Origin of the sequence: Staphylococcus sp. FSL W8-0271 (genome assembly GCF_038006605.1) — a bacterium.
Taxonomy (GTDB): domain Bacteria; phylum Bacillota; class Bacilli; order Staphylococcales; family Staphylococcaceae; genus Staphylococcus; species Staphylococcus cohnii.
This window is the reverse complement of the sequence record NZ_JBBOVM010000001.1, coordinates 871777-890815: the sequence shown is the minus strand read 5'-3', so window position 1 is coordinate 890815 and position 19039 is coordinate 871777. Positions and strand designations below refer to the sequence as shown.

17 protein-coding genes, 2 tRNA genes and 1 rRNA gene are annotated in these 19039 nt (G+C 32.8%); 1 reads left to right on the top strand and 19 read right to left on the bottom strand.

Annotation, left to right across the window (positions count from 1 at the left end):
* Positions 1–50: 50 nt before the first annotated feature.
* The 19 genes from NST87_RS04340 to NST87_RS04250 form a co-directional block, all read right to left on the bottom strand.
* Positions 51–1603 (bottom strand): 16S ribosomal RNA (locus tag NST87_RS04340).
* Between the two features lie 142 nt (positions 1604–1745).
* Positions 1746–1819: transfer RNA gene (locus NST87_RS04335), tRNA-Gly, on the bottom strand.
* 34 nt (positions 1820–1853) lie between these two features.
* Positions 1854–1936, bottom strand: a tRNA-Leu gene (locus NST87_RS04330).
* Positions 1937–2293: 357 nt separating this feature from the next.
* Complete coding sequence (locus NST87_RS04325; protein WP_040030625.1) at positions 2294–2746, bottom strand: SprT family protein; 453 nt, start codon at positions 2744–2746, stop codon at positions 2294–2296.
* Positions 2739–4889 carry a Tex family protein gene (locus tag NST87_RS04320; protein WP_019468015.1) on the bottom strand — a complete coding sequence of 717 codons (2151 nt, stop codon included), beginning with the start codon at positions 4887–4889 and terminating at the stop codon, positions 2739–2741. Before NST87_RS04320 ends, NST87_RS04325 begins: the two co-directional genes overlap by 8 nt.
* Before the next feature lie 144 nt (positions 4890–5033).
* A complete protein-coding gene (sigB, locus tag NST87_RS04315) occupies positions 5034–5804 on the bottom strand; it encodes an RNA polymerase sigma factor SigB (RefSeq protein WP_019468014.1) in 771 nt (256 codons plus the stop codon).
* Positions 5779–6261 (bottom strand): anti-sigma B factor RsbW, encoded by a 483-nt coding sequence (gene rsbW, locus NST87_RS04310; protein WP_019468013.1) that lies wholly within the window; start codon positions 6259–6261, stop codon positions 5779–5781. The genes sigB and rsbW overlap by 26 nt, the downstream gene beginning before the upstream one ends.
* A 1-nt stretch (position 6262) precedes the next feature.
* Positions 6263–6589, bottom strand: coding sequence for an anti-sigma factor antagonist (locus NST87_RS04305; RefSeq protein WP_019468012.1), 327 nt, complete (start codon positions 6587–6589; stop codon positions 6263–6265).
* Positions 6590–6657: 68 nt separating this feature from the next.
* A complete protein-coding gene (locus NST87_RS04300; protein WP_019468011.1) occupies positions 6658–7659 on the bottom strand; it encodes a SpoIIE family protein phosphatase in 1002 nt (333 codons plus the stop codon).
* 342 nt (positions 7660–8001) lie between these two features.
* On the bottom strand, positions 8002–8364 hold the full coding sequence (locus NST87_RS04295) for a type II toxin-antitoxin system PemK/MazF family toxin (RefSeq protein WP_019468010.1): 363 nt from the start codon (positions 8362–8364) through the stop codon (positions 8002–8004).
* Positions 8361–8531, bottom strand: a complete 171-nt coding sequence (mazE, locus tag NST87_RS04290; protein ID WP_019468009.1) for a type II toxin-antitoxin system antitoxin MazE — start codon at positions 8529–8531, stop codon at positions 8361–8363. Before mazE ends, NST87_RS04295 begins: the two co-directional genes overlap by 4 nt.
* A gap of 87 nt (positions 8532–8618) precedes the next feature.
* Positions 8619–9767 (bottom strand): alanine racemase, encoded by a 1149-nt coding sequence (gene alr / locus NST87_RS04285; protein ID WP_019468008.1) that lies wholly within the window; start codon positions 9765–9767, stop codon positions 8619–8621.
* Positions 9768–9872: 105 nt separating this feature from the next.
* Positions 9873–10223: a holo-ACP synthase gene (gene acpS / locus NST87_RS04280; RefSeq protein WP_019468007.1), complete on the bottom strand. Its 351-nt coding sequence runs from the start codon at positions 10221–10223 to the stop codon at positions 9873–9875.
* 35 nt (positions 10224–10258) lie between these two features.
* A complete protein-coding gene (locus tag NST87_RS04275; protein ID WP_019468006.1) occupies positions 10259–10750 on the bottom strand; it encodes a PH domain-containing protein in 492 nt (163 codons plus the stop codon).
* Positions 10743–12248, bottom strand: a complete 1506-nt coding sequence (locus NST87_RS04270) for a PH domain-containing protein (RefSeq protein WP_145380076.1) — start codon at positions 12246–12248, stop codon at positions 10743–10745. Before NST87_RS04270 ends, NST87_RS04275 begins: the two co-directional genes overlap by 8 nt.
* Positions 12241–12720 (bottom strand): PH domain-containing protein, encoded by a 480-nt coding sequence (locus NST87_RS04265; protein ID WP_019468004.1) that lies wholly within the window; start codon positions 12718–12720, stop codon positions 12241–12243. Before NST87_RS04265 ends, NST87_RS04270 begins: the two co-directional genes overlap by 8 nt.
* Before the next feature lie 223 nt (positions 12721–12943).
* Positions 12944–14461 (bottom strand): degradosome RNA helicase CshA, encoded by a 1518-nt coding sequence (gene cshA / locus NST87_RS04260; protein ID WP_019468003.1) that lies wholly within the window; start codon positions 14459–14461, stop codon positions 12944–12946.
* 400 nt (positions 14462–14861) lie between these two features.
* On the bottom strand, positions 14862–16217 hold the full coding sequence (locus NST87_RS04255; protein ID WP_019468002.1) for a UDP-N-acetylmuramoyl-tripeptide--D-alanyl-D-alanine ligase: 1356 nt from the start codon (positions 16215–16217) through the stop codon (positions 14862–14864).
* Positions 16218–16229: 12 nt separating this feature from the next.
* Positions 16230–17300, bottom strand: a complete 1071-nt coding sequence (locus tag NST87_RS04250; RefSeq protein WP_019468001.1) for a D-alanine--D-alanine ligase — start codon at positions 17298–17300, stop codon at positions 16230–16232.
* Positions 17301–17514: 214 nt separating this feature from the next.
* Between NST87_RS04250 and NST87_RS04245 the strand changes: the two genes are divergently transcribed.
* Complete coding sequence (locus NST87_RS04245; RefSeq protein ID WP_019468000.1) at positions 17515–18702, top strand: FtsW/RodA/SpoVE family cell cycle protein; 1188 nt, start codon at positions 17515–17517, stop codon at positions 18700–18702.
* Positions 18703–19039: the final 337 nt, after the last annotated feature.

Sequence of the window (19039 nt, the reverse complement as noted above, 5' to 3'; positions counted from 1 at the left end):
ATGTTATTCCTTTTCATCTTCTAAAGAAGATGTTCCGAATATATCCTTAGAAAGGAGGTGATCCAGCCGCACCTTCCGATACGGCTACCTTGTTACGACTTCACCCCAATCATTTGTCCCACCTTCGACGGCTAGCTCCATAAATGGTTACTCCACCGGCTTCGGGTGTTACAAACTCTCGTGGTGTGACGGGCGGTGTGTACAAGACCCGGGAACGTATTCACCGTAGCATGCTGATCTACGATTACTAGCGATTCCAGCTTCATGTAGTCGAGTTGCAGACTACAATCCGAACTGAGAACAACTTTATGGGATTTGCATGACCTCGCGGTTTAGCTGCCCTTTGTATTGTCCATTGTAGCACGTGTGTAGCCCAAATCATAAGGGGCATGATGATTTGACGTCATCCCCACCTTCCTCCGGTTTGTCACCGGCAGTCAACTTAGAGTGCCCAACTAAATGCTGGCAACTAAGTTTAAGGGTTGCGCTCGTTGCGGGACTTAACCCAACATCTCACGACACGAGCTGACGACAACCATGCACCACCTGTCACTTTGTCCCCCGAAGGGGAAGGCTCTATCTCTAGAGTTGTCAAAGGATGTCAAGATTTGGTAAGGTTCTTCGCGTTGCTTCGAATTAAACCACATGCTCCACCGCTTGTGCGGGTCCCCGTCAATTCCTTTGAGTTTCAACCTTGCGGTCGTACTCCCCAGGCGGAGTGCTTAATGCGTTAGCTGCAGCACTAAGGGGCGGAAACCCCCTAACACTTAGCACTCATCGTTTACGGCGTGGACTACCAGGGTATCTAATCCTGTTTGATCCCCACGCTTTCGCACATCAGCGTCAGTTACAGACCAGAAAGTCGCCTTCGCCACTGGTGTTCCTCCATATCTCTGCGCATTTCACCGCTACACATGGAATTCCACTTTCCTCTTCTGCACTCAAGTTTCCCAGTTTCCAATGACCCTCCACGGTTGAGCCGTGGGCTTTCACATCAGACTTAAGAAACCGCCTACGCGCGCTTTACGCCCAATAATTCCGGATAACGCTTGCCACCTACGTATTACCGCGGCTGCTGGCACGTAGTTAGCCGTGGCTTTCTGATTAGGTACCGTCAAGACGTGCATAGTTACTTACACATTTGTTCTTCCCTAATAACAGAGTTTTACGATCCGAAGACCTTCATCACTCACGCGGCGTTGCTCCGTCAGGCTTTCGCCCATTGCGGAAGATTCCCTACTGCTGCCTCCCGTAGGAGTCTGGACCGTGTCTCAGTTCCAGTGTGGCCGATCACCCTCTCAGGTCGGCTACGTATCGTTGCCTTGGTAAGCCGTTACCTTACCAACTAGCTAATACGGCGCGGGTCCATCTATAAGTGATAGCAAAACCATCTTTCACTTTAGAACCATGCGGTTCTAAATGTTATCCGGCATTAGCCCCGGTTTCCCGGAGTTATTCCAGTCTTATAGGTAGGTTACCCACGTGTTACTCACCCGTCCGCCGCTAACGTCAAAGGAGCAAGCTCCTTATCTGTTCGCTCGACTTGCATGTATTAGGCACGCCGCCAGCGTTCATCCTGAGCCAGGATCAAACTCTCCATAAAAATATGATGTTTGATTAGCTCATAAAATACTAATTTGTGTTATTAATAACACGTTGTTTTGATTCAACATTTAATGTTGAAATCGGAATTAACGTTGACATATTGCAATTCAGTTTTCAATGTTCATTTTAAAATTTCTCAATGGAGCGGGTGATGGGAATCGAACCCACAACATCAGCTTGGAAGGCTGAGGTTTTGCCATTAAACTACACCCGCATATTTTTTATAAATGATATGTAAAGTATTTTAATGCGGCCGAGAGGACTTGAACCTCCACGGGATAAATCCCACTAGGCCCTCAACCTAGCGCGTCTGCCATTCCGCCACGGCCGCTCGGTTGACGCTAAAAACTTTCGTTTATCAAGTTAACGTATTTCATTGTAATATGTTTGAAATGTTTTGTCAATAAGTTTTTAAAATTTCTTTAACAAACTTAATAACTCCTTCATTTAATTTCATATTATTTTCGCAACGTTTAATATCATATAACATAAATTATATAACGTCAACACATACAAATAACAAATTAGAGTAAATATTCATTTTAAGATGTTTTATTTACTTAAATACACAATATTCATAATAAATCTAATCATTTTCATTTGAGAATATCAAATGACTAATGACTAGTGATTCATAATAAAAAGAGAGTTGATATTTTCAACTCTCTTTTTAATTAAATTCACGTTTTTAAACACGTTTTTTTTCTATCAGCTTGCCTTTACAGTGTCCACAAAACATCTTATTTATATTTACTTTTCTTATCCTAGCATATTTCGCACCACAGTTTGAGCATTTATAGATATACCTAACCCTATCTTCATAACTTTCAATCGCTGAACAAAATCTCGGAGAACCTGTCTGTGAACTTAACACCTTAAAATCTTTATCTCTATGCTTATATCCCTTTCCTTGAATATGAAGATGGTAATGGCATAATTCATGTTTAATAATATCAATAACGGCATTTTCTCCAAAAGCATCATATTGTTTTTCATTTATTTCTATATTATGTGTATTTAGTATATAACGGCCGCCTGTTGTTCTAAGTCGTTTATTAAAATAAGCACTATGTTTAAAAGGCCTTTCAAAAACTGTGATAGAAATATATTCTGTCATTTTTTGTAGCTTTTCATTATCCATGAGGATCAATCATAGTTAATGAAACTTTCCCTTTCTTGTCATCGATGTCTAATATCCAAACATCGACAATATCTCCAACACTAACAACATCCATAGGATTTTTAACAAATTTCTTAGATAATTTTGAAATGTGTACAAGTCCATCTTGTTTAACACCAATATCCACAAAAGCTCCAAAGTCAACGACATTTCTTACAGTACCACTTAATTTCATATCTTTTGCTAAATCTTCTATTGATAAGACATCTGATTTTAAAATTGGTGTCTCAAATTCATCACGAGGATCTCTATTAGGTGCAATTAATGATTTTATAATATCTTCAAGCGTTGGTTTTCCAATGTTTAGTTTTGCAGCCATATTAGTCAAATCCACATGATTTAATGCCGCTTTCAAATCATCATTTCCTAAATTTTCTACACCAAAATCTATTTCATTTAACAATTGATAGGTTGCATGGTAACTTTCTGGATGAATTGATGTATTATCTAAAGGTTCATTGCCATTTATAATTCTTAGAAAACCAATACTTTGTTCAAATGTTTTAGCACCTAATCTTTTTACTTTGGCAATATCCTTATTATGTTTAATAGGCCCATTTTCTTCACGATATAAAATGATGTTTTGAGCTATAGTAGAAGACAAACCAGAGACATATTGCAGTAATGAACGTGAAGCTGTATTTACATCTACCCCTACTTGGTTAACAGCTGTTTCAACAACAAACGTTAACGCGCCTTCCAATGCTTTTTGGTTAACATCATGTTGATATTGACCAACTCCAATTGATTTTGGGTCAATTTTTACAAGTTCACTTAATGGATCTTGCACTCTTCTTCCAATCGAAACAGCACTACGTTCTTCTACTTGAAAATCTGGGAACTCTGAACGAGCAACTTCTGAAGCTGAATAAACAGAAGCTCCAGCTTCGTTAACAATAATAAATTGTGTTTTTAATTTATGTTTCTGAATCATTGAAGCTACAAATTGTTCTGTTTCTCTACTAGCAGTACCATTACCAATAGCAATTAAATCAACGTCATAATTATTTACAAATTGAACAAACGTTTTCTCCGCTTCTTCTTTTTTATTTACTGGCGGATGTGGGTATATGACTCCCTTAGCAATAAAAGTTCCGAAAGGATTTATTACAGCCAATTTACACCCTGTTCTAAAAGCAGGATCCACTCCTAGAATTTGTTTACCTTTCATTGGTGGTTGTAATAAAAGATTTCTTAAATTCTCACTAAATACATCAATAGCATGATTTTCAGCTTTTTCCGTTAAATCCCCTCTAATTTCCCTTTCAATCGAAGGCATAATTAATCGTTTTAAGCTATCAGAAATCGCTTTTTCAATGATATTCGAACCATCATGATGGTATATTACTTCATACTTACGAATAAAATTTTCAATTCCTTGAATATCCATTTCTACTTTGACTGTTAATATTTTTTCTTTTTCTCCACGATTGATTGCTAATGTTCTATGGTTAGCGATTTTCTTTATTGGTTCTGAATAATCGTAATACATTGAAAAAATTTCTTGCTCATCCTCAGCATTCTTTTTCTTTTGTGTAACAATTTTCCCGTGTTGGAAAGTATCTTTAAGAATTTTAGTTCTATATTTTGGTTCATCTGAAATTTGTTCAGCAATAATGTCTTGTGCACCTTGTATTGCTTGTTCTACATTTTCTATTTCTTCATTTAAAAATTGTGTTGCTTTTTCTTCTATTGTCATGTCTAAACTAGAGCTTTTAAGCCAATTTGCCAAAGGTTCTAAACCTTTTCTTTTAGCTTCTGTAGCTCTTGTTTTCTTCTTCTGTTTATAAGGTCTATATAAATCTTCAACTCTTTGTAGCTTAGTTTGCTTTAAAATGTCATTTTTTAATTCTGTAGTCAATAGACCTTGTTCTTCTATATTATGTATAACTTCTTCTTTTCTTTTTTGAAGATTGACCATATATTGGTATTCATCATTAATTTGCTTTATTTCTACTTCATCCAAACCGCCAGTCTGTTCTTTACGATAACGCGCAATAAATGGTACCGTATTTTTTTCTTCAAGCAAAGTTAAGACTGCATTAATTTGTTTACTTGAAAATTTATATTTTTCTTTTATAGATTGTATTAAATTACTATCCATAGTATCCTCCACTCATAAATAAAAAATTAATTACTATTACTAATATATTCTAACATATTACGTTATATTGATTCTTTTTACGAAAGTAAATGAACTATAAAAAAGCAGAATTCATTGAATGAATTCTGCTTTTTAGCATGTATTTTATTGATTTGCTGCTTCTTGCAATTTTTTTATAGCCGTTCGTTGTAAACGAGATACATGCATTTGACTTAACCCTATTCTTTCACCTGTTTCTTTTTGACTCAAACCTTCAATAAATGTGCACTGTATAATTTCTCTTTCACGTTCAGACAAAATTGGAAGTATTTTTTCTAAAATCATACGCTTTTCTGTTAAATCATAATTATCATCTTGTTGCCCCATAATATCTAATAATGTAACAGTCGAGCCATCTTTATCCGCTTCTATGGAATGATCTACACTTAAAGCATTGTAACTTTGTCCCATTTCCATAGCTTCGAGCACATCTTCTTCGTTGACTTCTAACCTATCAGCAATTTCAGCAATAGAAGGTGAACGCTCTAACTCATTTGTTAACTCATCAGTAACTTTCTTAATACGGGGCCCGATTTCTTTAATTCGTCTTGGAACGTGCACACTCCACGTTTTATCACGTAGATAACGCTTAATCTCACCAATTACAGTTGGTACTAAAAAAGCTTCAAACTTTCTATCAAAGGATAGGTCGAATCGGTTAATTGCGCCAATTAAACCAACCATACCAACCTGAACGAGATCTTCGTGATGAGATTGACCTTTTGAATATTTATATGCCAATGATTCAATCAACTTTTTATAATGTTTAACAAGTTTATCTTGTGCATTTGTATTCTCATTATTTTGATGCTCCATTATCCACTGGTTGATTTGTTCAGGTGATACGTCATTAACTGATTTCGACTCTCTCGCCATTATTTCGCACCTGCTCTTTTTTTATATACTTAATCATGCTAATGGTTACACCAGAGTTTTTATCTACTGTAACTTCATCCATTAATGATTCAATTAAAAATAAACCAAGACCTCCTTCTCTAAGGAAATCTATATTTTCATTATCTTTATATGGACCTAATTTTGCTTTAGTTTCTTCATAATCAAAACTTTCACCTTGATCAGAAATAACTATTTTAATTTTATCATCGAAAATTTCAAAACAAAGGTTAATCATACCTATATCTGTAGCATCGTTTTTATATGCATGTTTTACTGCATTTGTTACTGCTTCACTTACTGCTATTTTGGCATCTTCTATATCGTCATATGAAGCTCCAGCACGAGAAAATACACCTGATAATGTCAAACGTATTAAACTTACATACTCTGCTGATGCTGGTAAACGCATTTCTATATAATCTTGTTTAAGTTGCATGTTATTCGACCTCCGTTCCTTCATTAACATGCATCAAATCTTTTAAACCTGTGATATCAAATAGTCGACTTATTCGATCTGAAGCACCTAAAATATATAATTCTTTATCATTTTGATTTAAAGCTTTTAATGTTCCTACAAATAACCCTAAGCCAGTTGAATCCATATAACTTACATTTTCCAAATTTACATATATGTCATGCGTTCCCTCTTGTCTCATCGGCACGAGTACCTCTTCAAGTTCCGGAACAGTATAAACATCTAATTCTCCGCCAACTTTGACTTCATAATGTGTATCATGTGATATTGTTTCAATATTTAGATTCATAAATTACACTCCTAAGCATAGTCTCATTAATAACCGTTATACCCTTTTATTTTAATCATTAATCTTCTTTAATTCACTCTTTTTATAATCAATATTGTTAAATCATCTCTTTTTTCTGGATTCTGTATTTTTAAAATTGCCTCATATAAAAGTTGAACGATATCTTGTGGATGCATATGTTTATACTTTTTTATCATGTCGAGTAGGTAACTTTTATCTAAAAAGTCACCTGCTTCATTTCTAACTTCAGTGACACCATCAGTAAAAATGATGACTAAGTCATCTAAATAAACTGGTATTTCTTGCTGATTGTATCTCGTTTGTTGGCTGACACCTAAAACACGACCTCTCACTTTAATTTCTTCGAATGTTTCGGTTTCAGCTCTATAAATATACCCCGGTTCATGGCCGGCAGAACTACAATATAATAAATGATTTAACTCTTCATATAATCCATAAAACATTGTTACGAACATATTTTGATTCACATTTTTTTCTACTACGCGATTCAATCTTTTAAGCCCATCGCTTGGTAATTGTGAGTGCCCATATGAATCCATACCAAATTTGATCATACTCATAGCTAATGCAGCAGGTATACCTTTACCTATAACATCTGCTACCGCAAAGCTCATCGTACCATCTTTATGATCTATTAAATTAAAGTAATCACCGCTTACCTTTTGCGCCGCTACAGAAATTACACCGATTTGTATACTATCAAATTGAGGAATATCAGTCTTAAGCATCGTTTGTTGTAAACGAGATGCTAAGTCGATTTCTTTATCATGATATTGTAATCGATTTACAAGATCTTGATAATCTCTATAATTATAGCCAAATCCTTTTACTACTTCTTTAAGCACATTGAATGTTTTAGTAATTTGTTCATTATCTAACTCTAAGGCTTGAACATAATTTTTATGAATTTCAACGATATCTTCAGGTAGTAAGTCTTTTCTTTTCACTTCTTCAGTAAAGCCTTCACACTTTTTTAATAAATCTGTCTCATTTACTGTGTGTAGGCTTTCATCAATTAGCGCTTTATATTGATTTTTGAACTCTTTCACTCAGTATTTCCTCCTCAAAATGCAAATATAAATCGCATACATCGGTTTAACATGAATATATTCTGTTATATGTATGTGTATTAAATGATCAAACAAGCAATACAGTTTTTATTTCTAGCAAAACAAAATATTTATATATATATGATTTATGTTGATATCGAAAAAAGCTTTAGGATAACCTAAAGCTTTTCAACTTAAACATCCTATTCAAAAATATTTGATTACAAACACATGTTATGTTTTCTCTGTTCTATTTCAAATTATCTTACAATTAAGTGTTTGTTGCATGTATAAGGAATTGATGTCTATCATTCGTTATTTTATTACGCTTGCTTTTAAAAATTATGTTCTATGATTTCTAATATTATGTAAACCAAGGCTAATATCTATAGCATTATTAACTTCTTGCATTTTTTCTTCAGATAAATATGTCAACTTTTCTTTTAATCTATTTTTATCTAAAGTCCGTATTTGCTCTAACAATATAACAGAATCCTTGTCGAGTTTATACTTGCTTTTTTCTATTTCTACATGTGTAGGTATTTTAGCCTTATTAATCCTACCTGTAATTGCAGCTACAATTACGGTAGGACTATACTTGTTACCAGTATCATTTTGTATAATGACTACGGGTCTTATTCCCCCTTGTTCAGAACCCTGTACTGGTGACAAATCAGCTAAATAAACGTCTCCTCTTCTCATCATTCATTGTTATTCTTAGATATAATGTAGACTTCATTGCAATCGCAAGCTTCACATTCAAATGGAAATGCTTCGGCCGCAAGGGAGAGATTCAAGTCAGCCATTTGAGAATAGCCTTCTTTTAAAAGTTGTTCAATACTATGATTTCTGTTTTGATTAAAACTTGCCATGAATAAAGACCTCCATGTGACTAAAATAGAATATATTGAGATTTCTTGTTAGATATATAATAACAAATTTTAAATACAGTGACTATACTATTTTAGTAATTCATTGAGGATTTCTAGGTCTTGGGTACCATAATATATGCGTGGTAACCTTCTGTTCAAACGACATAAAACTTCATAGTTGATTGTATGTTGTTGATATGCCAGCGCTTCCACAGATTGTTTACTGTCTGAATGATGATCCAACAATATCACTTTATCTCCTGTTTGAATTTCTTCTGGAATTTTAATAATTATTTGATCCATGCAAACTTTTCCAATAATTTCACATTGTTTGCCATTTACATTGACAGAAAATCCAGTCATCATTCTTGGAAAACCATCTGCGTACCCAACGGGAATGATACCTATTTTTGTAGGTTCTGTTGCTGTATAAATACTGCCATAACTTACAGATTCTCCAGGTTGTAAGACTTTTGTTTGTACAATTTCACTAATCCACTGTGCGCTTGGCTTTAAATGTATTTTCACACTGTCTTTGACATATCCTGAGGGATAGTAACCATATAATGATATACCCACCCGTACTGTATTGCAGAATTGGCTATCTTTCATTAATGCACCTGCAGAATTTTGTGAATGTATATATTGTGGTTTTTCATCTTCATTGACAATTGATTCAAATAGACTTTGTTGCTGATTCATCGATTCTCCAGGTTCATCTGCACAAGCAAAATGTGTAAACACACCTTCAAATACTAAATGCTCATGATTATTGATCAACTCAATAACTTCTTTGTACTCATTTATATCTTTAATACCTAATCTTCCCATACCAGTATCTATTTTTACGTGCAACCATAAATCTTTGTCGTTATCTACTGGAATTTCTTTTAATGCTTCAACTAACCATGCTTTTGATGGAACGGTAATGGCTACACGATGTTGTATAGCTTTATTTATATTATATGTAGGTATAACTCCCAGTATTAAAATTTTGGCATCTATACCATGCATTCTTAATTCTATCGCTTCATCTAAAGTTGCTACGCCAAAAAAATCAGCCCCATGATCCATTAGATGACGCGCTATTTTCACACTGCCAAGCCCATAAGCATTTGCTTTTACGATTGGCATCACCGTTTTATTTGGATGTAATTTTTGAAAAACTTGAAAATTTGCCACAATTGCATTTAAATCTACGTTTAAATAGGTGGATCTATAATACTTATCAGTCATGAAACGAGACCTCCATTTCAAAAAATAAAATTACGCTTTGACATACATTAAGTTAAGTTTATAACAATTAAATAAAGATAGCCAAATCTTTATATTAAAATAGTTTTATTTTTCTATAATGACTTGACTCACCGCGTAGTATTCTGTGTGTGAAATACTTACATGAACTATAAAACCATCATAATTGATACATGGTTTACCAAGTTCATCATTAAAACAGTCAATTTCATTTAATGCAATCTCTTTTCCAAGTCCGGTACCAAGCGCTTTGCTAAAGGCTTCTTTACAGGTGAACCTACCCGCTAAAAATTCTATTTTACGAGCTTCACTTTTAAACTTGTGAAAACGATTTCGCTCATTTTTTGACAAAACTCGTTCTACTAATTTGTCTTGTCTGTGGTAAAGTTTTTTTATTCTATCAATTTCAATTAAATCAATGCCAATACCATATATCATTAGCTACTCCTAACTTTCTATGACAAGTATTTATATTATAAACTCTGTTGCATAGAATGATCACCTTTTTTTATTTCTTGCTTTAAAGCATTTGCTTCATTTTTGTCAATTAACTTTATTTCAGTATTTCCACCAGCTGTAGACAAGGTTAAACTCGCTAAATTATATTTTCGCATTAAGATACCTTCATGTGTATCTACATTTTGAATACGAAACAAAGGGATGTTTACTACATTAACAAACCACAAACCATTTCTAACCGTTATTTCTTGATTTTCTAGCTTATATCTAAATATTTTATATCTATAAATTGGTGCTATAATCCCACCTACAATTATAACAATTAATGCAAGCGTGATATTAATCGTCCATAACCAAAACAATACTTTAGAACTTATGAAATGTAACCATATTTTATCAATTATTGTAACAATTGATAAAATTAAAATTAATAGGATTACTGTAATTATAGAAGTAATACGCATTACTGTTTTACCAGATTTATCCATATAATTATATTCACTCATCAAAATCACCTCTCAAATACCATGACTTTAGTGTCTCTACATTAGTAACTTCACTGTATTTCAATCCTATTTCTTCGCTACCAGCAGCTTTGGCAATTATAAACTTAAAGTTCGTTAGTCTACTGCGAATTAGAAAAGGATTTTCTGACATCTGCATCCCTAATAATTTATTGTGTTTAAAGTATGTGCTTTTAAAGCCAAACATGGTTACATTCCGTACAACTAATTCATCACGCTTTAAGTTTAAGCCTGAATACTTAATAACGATAAAACTGTGAAGAATCATTAATACAATTAAGCACCCTGCTATAACAAACGACCAGACAGACCAATAATAAGTACCAATCGCAGCACCAATAAGTAATACTAATGACTCTCTCCAAAAATATCTATGAAATCCTCTCCAAGGCATGCCTAGTTTAGGTCTAGTAAATTTCATGTCTGGAATAAGCAGCTTTATAAGTTCAAATGCTTTTTTTCTCTTAATAAATGGCAAGATCATTACATTGCCACCTAGTGTAACATCATCTTTATTTAAACTACCCATGTCACTAGTAATAACGAAATGAATTGAAGTGTAGCCAAATAACTTCCTTAAAAATGATTGACGTTCTACAATTGCTTGCACTCGGTCAGTTGGTACAGTAATGCTTTTGACATTAAACAAACCATATTGAATATTTAATTGTGTCCCTTGCTGCGTAACCGTATAATTGAAATTTCTTATTATCTCAATGACAGTTCCAAAAATATAACTTGCTACAATAACCAAGACAACAATCATTAAAATAATCATAAAAGTAGCTTGAAAGATTTCAGAAAATGTAGCTGTAATTTTGTCCCAAGGTATAATGTCATTAAGTGCAAACATAATTGGTGAAAGAGTTGCAAAAGCTACACCAATTACACCACTCGTTAAAGCCATAAATAAAAGTTCTTTAAAATTCAGTTTATAGATATTAATAGCGGGCGACTGCATATTTTGCTCTTTTTCAGTATCCTGCGCTGCAAACGAACTATCAGTGTCACTGATTTCGCTGTTTTGAGTTAAGCTTTGTTGCTTTTCTTTTAAGGTTTGCTGGATAAAATCACTTTGCTTTTTTGATACAGTATCTAACTCTATACCATCACTTGGTGTTTTAATTTGAAGTATTACCCCACCAACAATTTGATTAATAATACCTTGTGATGTATCTAGCGTTTGAATTCTCCGTATATTCAACTCTTTTTTTTCTTTGCTAAAAATACCGGTAGCCAAGATAAAATGATCATTTTCAATCCAGTATCTAGTGTTATAAACCTTTAATATTTGTAATACAAACGAGATTAAAAAAATAATAGTAACAATTCCTGGATAGATATATGATTTATAATCGGTAAAATCAAAGTCACGTAAATTGAAAACTAAAAAAATGATAATTAAAATAATATTTTGTTTAATCGCTTCAATTATTCCAGTAATATAAGAAATTGGATGTAATTTTTGAGGACTATACATCGTAATCAGCTCCTCGTAAGTATTCTAAAATGTTATGTTCAAATACTTCAATTTCCTTTGTTAACATCAATGGGAAATCAAGTGAATGTCCAGCAGTCATCAAAGTTAGTTTTGATATATGTAATTGTCTTAATAATGGATTGCTTTTTCTTTTTAAAAATTGTGTACGTTCAAATTTAATAATTTCATACTTTTTAAAAAATAATCCCTTTTTTATTTCTATATAGTGGTCTTTCACACAATAAAATGTGTATTTATACTTCAACCAAGGTCTTAATAGCATATAGATAACATCAAAAATTATTATTGCAATAAATATGTAAATTAAAAAATGCCACCAATTATAATGACTCCATAAAAACACTAATGCCACCATAAATATTAAACTAACAATCAATTCAAGAACTTCAAGTATGTAATAATATCTCATTGCTTGCTTAGGGCTACGCCTAAATTGTTGGTCGTTAGTCATAATTACACTCCTTAATAAAATTTTTCAATTCATTATAACATAGCGATATGCTTGCTTCATTATAGTATTAGAACTAGATGATCATTCAAATATTTTCTAATTGGTTTTATAATTTTGCACATTTACTAATCGTTTTTATGTGTCCGTATTACTTTAATATATAAAAAAGTCACCCCAATAAATTGGAGTGACTAAACCTAAAATTCATATATGATAAAGTATTTTATTTTTTATGGTCGGCGAATGTGCGACCTTTCATTGATTTTTTGTTGTTTCTATCTGATGATCTATCATTTTTCTTTTTATTGTTGAAGCCGCCTTTATTTGGACGACGATTTCTGCTATCGAATTTGCCGCCACCACGTTTATGGTTTCCACCGCCACGTTTTGGTCCACCTTTACCTTGACGACCTTTGCCTCGAGATAATGGTTTTTCAAATGTTAATTGAACATCAACTTCATCGTTTGATTCAACCAACTCTTGTAGTAATGCTGCTACTAAATTCACATCATTATATTCTTCAAGTAATTCTGTTGCAATACGTTCTAGTCTTGGTTCGCTATCTCTTGACATCCAGTTTTGAACTTTACCTTTAATATCGTCTTCACGTGCTTTAAGCACTTCTTTACGATGAGGTGGTCTCAATGCTGTCATTTGTCGTTTATTTGCTTGTTCAATTTGACGGATATAATCCATTTCAATTGGGTTAACAAAAGTGATTGCTACACCTTTTTTACCAGCACGACCTGTACGGCCAATTCTGTGCGTATAACTTTCTGTATCTTGAGGTATATCAAAATTATAAACATGACTTACGCCAGATATATCAAGGCCTCTTGCTGCAACATCTGTAGCAACTAAGATATCCAATTGATCGTTTTTAAATTTCTTCAATACTTCTAAACGTTTAGCTTGTGTGATATCACCATGTAAACCTTCAGCTTTATAACCTTTTGAAATTAATGCACTTGTTAATTCGTCAACACGACGCTTAGTACGGCCAAAAACAATTGCTAACTCAGGTTGATGTACATCTAAGAAATTTGTAAATGTATCAAATTTTTCTAATTCTTTGACAATTGTGTAATATTCATCTATTTGAGGATCTGACATCTCATTATTCATAGTTTTAACAATTTCTGGTGATTTCATAAATTGTTGCACTAATGTTTGAATAGCTTTTGGCATGGTAGCTGAAAACAGCATTGTTTGACGTTGTGCTGCTGGTATTTTATCCATAATAAATTTCATATCATCAATAAAGCCCATATTCATCATTTCATCTGCTTCATCTAATATTAATGTATGAATATCGTTTGTTTTTAACGTACGACGATTTAAATGATCGATAACACGTCCAGGTGTACCTACAACAATTTGTGGGCCCTTTTTAAGTGATTTAATTTGACGATCTATTGGCATACCACCAAATACAGTTACTATTTGTACATTTTGACCTGTCGCAAACGTTCTAAGTGATTCAGCAACTTGCATCGCCAATTCTCTTGTTGGTGCTAATATTAATGATTGAACTCCGTCTTGTCCTGCCACTTTCTCAATAAGTGGAATACCAAAAGCGCCTGTTTTTCCTGTACCTGTTTGCGCTTGACCAAGAACATCCTTACCTTCTAAGGCAAGAGGGATACTCTCTTTTTGTATAGGAGTGGCCTCATCGAACCCCATTGATACTAGGGTTTCTACCGTTTTATCTGAGATCCCTAATTCTTTAAAATTTTGCAATATAATTCTCCTTTATTTATCTGTATTTCTCTACATATATGTTCATCTAAGTTTCTTCAACTTCTTTATAGTACCACCTCAAGTCTATAATCGCAATAAACCAAATTTATAATAATCGTCTAAATTTCCTCATTTATAATCACATTATGTTAAGAAAATACTGTGATATATAGGTTGTAAGCGTTTAATTTTATTTTTCGGTATTTATTTTTTCTTTCGAAAAAAAAATTTGTAGATTTATTTATCTTGATAATTATTAGTAATATTCAAATATTTAGTAACTTAAATATACTGATTCAAGTTACTAAATATTGCTACATACTATTCTTTAAAACAAACAAAAAATAAAACACCACTATTTTCATTATTAAAAGTGATGAAAAATGTGGTGTCTATAATTTTAAATTAGGGATTCTACAACTTCTTCTAATTGCATCCCTCTTGAACCTTTTATTAATATTTTATCTTGTGGTTCAATATTTGTTTTTAATGACTTAATCAATGCTGTTTTATCTGTATAGTGTTCCGCAGATTTTACAAATGCTTTGCCTGTATGATGAATGTGGCCCGCTTCTTTTCCATAAGTATATAACGCATCGATTTGTTTATTAACTAAATAATCTCCAACCGCTTCATGCATTATTTGACTGTCAGGACCCAATTCTAAGACATCACCCAATACAAGTATTTTTCTGCCTTCCATACTACTGAGTGTGTCAATTGCAGCTTTCATACTAGTTGGACTAGCATTATATGCATCGTTAATAACAAGTATACCTGAATCAGTATGATGTTGCTCCATTCTCATACCTGTGAGTTGAACATCTTGAATATTTTGATATATCGTGTCGTAACTCAGATTCAATCTTTTACCAACGGCAATAGCTATAGTCGCATTTTTCATATTATGTTCACCTAAGATAGGTAATTCATAATTTTCAGCTCCATTAATATTAAAAACAATACCTGTATCATCTATATTGTCAATTTGACAGACCAAATCATTACTTTCCTTTTTACCTATACTGATTAAATCTAAATCCACTAATTTATCAACATGTGGCTTTAACAATGGTTCATCACCATCATAAATAAATAAGCCATGAGGTTTAAGTCCAATTGTAATTTCGGATTTAGCTTTCGCTATACCTTCACGCGATCCTAAATCTTGCATATGTGATTCACCAATATTAGTAATGATTGCAATATCTGGATTTGCTAATTGTGATAATGCTTCAATTTCATGAAAACCTGACATTCCCATTTCTAAAATAGAAATTTCTGTATCTTGATCTAATTGCAAAATGGTTAATGGCATACCGATTTCATTGTTATAATTTCCTTGCGTTTTTTTTACTTTGAATTGAGGCTTCAATACACTTTCAATCATGTCTTTAGTCGTTGTTTTACCGTTAGACCCAGTAACAGCAATCACATGCGGATTAACAAACGCCAAATATGCTTTGGCTAATTGCTGCAATGCTTCCAATGTATCATCCACCCAAATAATTGGACCAGAAATTTGAGGATCTAAAACACTGTCTTTCTGATAAAATGCTGCACCAGCACCATCTTTCAATGCTTGATTCACAAATTTATGTCCATCGACATGTTCTCCTTTAAATGGAATAAATAAATTTTGTTCATCAATTTTTCTTGAGTCTATAGAAACACCTTTAATTGTGTAATCTAAATAATCATTATTAATCTCACAAGGAATCCAATCTTGGATTTGTTCTAAAGTTACTTCAATCATGATTTAACCGCCTCAGTCAATTTTGTATTTATTTTTCTTTTTATCTTCGTGTTTTTCTTTTGCTAATTCAATTAATTTACTTATGAGTTCTGCATAGCTGACACCCATATTTTCCCATAAGCTTGGATACATACTATAAGCAGTGAAACCAGGCATTGCATTTGTTTCATTAATAAAAATTTGATTATCTTCAGTTACAAAGAAATCTGCACGCAGTAATCCTGAACAATCTGTTGCTTTAAAAGCTTCTACAGCCATATTTCTTAAAGTCATTTTCACTTCATCATTTAAATCAGCCGGAATATCTAATTTGATTTTCCCATCTTTATATTTGGCTTTATAATCATAAAAGGCAACATCTTTAACTACCTCGCCAGGCCATGTCGTTTCAGGATAATCATTACCTAATACAGCCACTTCAATTTCTCTAGCATCGATACCTTGCTCAATCACTAATTTACGATCGAATTGAAATGCTTCTTCTATACCTTTTTTTAATTCTTCCTCATCGTTACACTTACTAATACCTACGCTTGAGCCTAAATTCGCAGGTTTCACAAATACAGGATATTCTAACTTATCGTGTACCAATTTAAGAATATTATTTTCGTATTTTTGATATTCGCTTCTTAAGAAACTTACATAAGGTAATTGAGGTAACCCTCTATGTGCAAATAGTTGTTTCATTACAAGTTTATCCATTGAACTTGAGGCTGCTAACACACCATTACCAACATATGGTATATCTAATACTTCAAATAAACCTTGAATTGTCCCATCTTCACCATTCGGTCCATGTAATAATGGGAAAACTGCACTATATGCTGTGCCTAGACTTCCTTCATTCAATAATTTGGAGATTTCTCCAGCAGGAACTTCTGCTAATCGTAACGTATCTATGTCATCTATAGGATCTACGATATTTTCTTTCTTTTTCCAATCACCATCGTTTGTTATGTAAATAATGTCCACTTGATATTTTTCTTTATCAATCGCATTTAAGACATTTTGTGCCGTTAATATTGAAACATCGTGTTCAGCACTTTTACCTCCATATACGATACAAACATTTTCTTTAGCCATATTTTAGCCTCCATATAGAATTCTTAAACTACATCATATCACGATTTATTAGCATTTTGCATTTGTTATGTAGTAGTAAAATTATTGTTTTTTATTAGTATATTGAAGTTTTTTAAGTTTTACATACCCTACTTCTAGCAAAATCGTATAAAGTTCGGTAAAATCTATATATACTACATATAATTGAAATAATAGTTTTCCAAAGGAGTAAGAAATGAATACTTCACGTCAATCAAAAAATAATCATTGGATCCGAAAAATAGACTGGATTTTAGTTGGCTTCATCGCGTTATTCGCTATCATTAGTATTACATTAATTAGTTCTGCAATGGGTGGAGGCCAATATAGCGCTAACTTTAGTATACGTCAGATATTATATTATGTTTTTGGGGCGATCATCGCATTGTTGATAATGTTAATTTCACCTAAAAAACTGATGAAATATACATATTTACTTTATATTATACTTTGTTTCTCATTATTATTATTACTGATTATTCCAGAAACTCCCATCACACCGATTATTAACGGAGCAAAAAGCTGGTATACATTTGGTCCAATCAGTGTCCAACCATCTGAATTTATGAAAATAGTTATGATTTTAGCATTAGCTAAAATTGTAACAAAACATAATCAATTTACTTTTAACAAATCTTTAGAAACTGATTTTAAATTATTCTTTAAAATTATCGGTATAGCCTTTATACCAATGGTACTTATATTATTGCAAAATGATTTAGGTACAACCCTAGTTATTTTTGCGATTATTATTGGGGTTATGATAATCAGTGGAATAACGTGGAAAATACTAGCCCCTTTATTAATAGGAGCAGTCGTTATCGCGTCGACAGTAATATTATCAGTGATTTATAAACCTTCTATTTTAGAAAATAGTTTCGGCATTCAACCTTATCAATTAAGTCGTATCAATTCGTGGCTCGATCCTTATACTTATAGTAGTGGGGATGGATTTCATTTAACTGAGTCACTTAAAGCGATTGGATCTGGTCAATTATTTGGAAAAGGATTCAATCAAGGTGAAGTTTATATTCCAGAAAATCACACTGATTTTATTTTCTCGGTTATCGGGGAAGAATTTGGTTTTATTGGTTCTGTCATTTTGATATTGATTTTTCTAGCGTTTATTTTTCATCTAGTACGACTTGCCACTAAAATAGAATTACCATTTAGTAAAATTTTCATCATTGGATTTACGACGATGATACTATTCCATATCTTAGAAAATATTGGTATGACTGTTCAACTATTACCAATTACTGGTATACCATTACCATTTATTAGTTATGGCGGTAGCTCATTATGGAGTTTAATGTGTGGCATAGGTGTTATATTATCAATTTATTACCACCAATCTAGACAATATACAACACAAAACAAATAAATATCGTCTCAAACTGTCGACAAAGTCTCTGACTTTGTTGGCAGTTTTTTTGTGCACGCTTTCCGCGGGCACTGCCTTAACCTGTAGTCTTCGGCTAGTGCTATTCCCGCAAGAGTCAGCCCAAATCACTGCCAATATTATACGAAAAATATTTTAATGTATAAATTAAGCAGTGGTGATGTTTATTTTGTTGAATAAATCAATTGATAAATGCGAAATCAATATGTTTCCAACGCTTTTATGTATGAATGTAAATGAGCCATTCAATCACACGCATTAAATGAGCTATGAGGCAATCTAATTTATTTAAAATGATTGCTTCTGTCCAATCAGTCAA

What these genes read in the sequence shown, in the direction of transcription:
- NST87_RS04325 (WP_040030625.1), bottom strand. Translation starts at nt 2,746, where the DNA reads ATGGATAATGAAAAGCTACAAAAAATGACAGAATATATTTCTATCACA.
- NST87_RS04320 (WP_019468015.1), bottom strand. Translation starts at nt 4,889, where the DNA reads ATGGATAGTAATTTAATACAATCTATAAAAGAAAAATATAAATTTTCA.
- sigB (WP_019468014.1), bottom strand. Translation starts at nt 5,804, where the DNA reads ATGGCGAGAGAGTCGAAATCAGTTAATGACGTATCACCTGAACAAATC.
- rsbW (WP_019468013.1), bottom strand. Translation starts at nt 6,261, where the DNA reads ATGCAACTTAAACAAGATTATATAGAAATGCGTTTACCAGCATCAGCA.
- NST87_RS04305 (WP_019468012.1), bottom strand. Translation starts at nt 6,589, where the DNA reads ATGAATCTAAATATTGAAACAATATCACATGATACACATTATGAAGTC.
- NST87_RS04295 (WP_019468010.1), bottom strand. Translation starts at nt 8,364, where the DNA reads ATGATGAGAAGAGGAGACGTTTATTTAGCTGATTTGTCACCAGTACAG.
- mazE (WP_019468009.1), bottom strand. Translation starts at nt 8,531, where the DNA reads ATGGCAAGTTTTAATCAAAACAGAAATCATAGTATTGAACAACTTTTA.
- alr (WP_019468008.1), bottom strand. Translation starts at nt 9,767, where the DNA reads ATGACTGATAAGTATTATAGATCCACCTATTTAAACGTAGATTTAAAT.
- acpS (WP_019468007.1), bottom strand. Translation starts at nt 10,223, where the DNA reads ATGATATATGGTATTGGCATTGATTTAATTGAAATTGATAGAATAAAA.
- NST87_RS04275 (WP_019468006.1), bottom strand. Translation starts at nt 10,750, where the DNA reads ATGAGTGAATATAATTATATGGATAAATCTGGTAAAACAGTAATGCGT.
- NST87_RS04270 (WP_145380076.1), bottom strand. Translation starts at nt 12,248, where the DNA reads ATGTATAGTCCTCAAAAATTACATCCAATTTCTTATATTACTGGAATA.
- NST87_RS04265 (WP_019468004.1), bottom strand. Translation starts at nt 12,720, where the DNA reads ATGACTAACGACCAACAATTTAGGCGTAGCCCTAAGCAAGCAATGAGA.
- NST87_RS04255 (WP_019468002.1), bottom strand. Translation starts at nt 16,217, where the DNA reads ATGATTGAAGTAACTTTAGAACAAATCCAAGATTGGATTCCTTGTGAG.
- NST87_RS04250 (WP_019468001.1), bottom strand. Translation starts at nt 17,300, where the DNA reads ATGGCTAAAGAAAATGTTTGTATCGTATATGGAGGTAAAAGTGCTGAA.
- NST87_RS04245 (WP_019468000.1), top strand. Translation starts at nt 17,515, where the DNA reads ATGAATACTTCACGTCAATCAAAAAATAATCATTGGATCCGAAAAATA.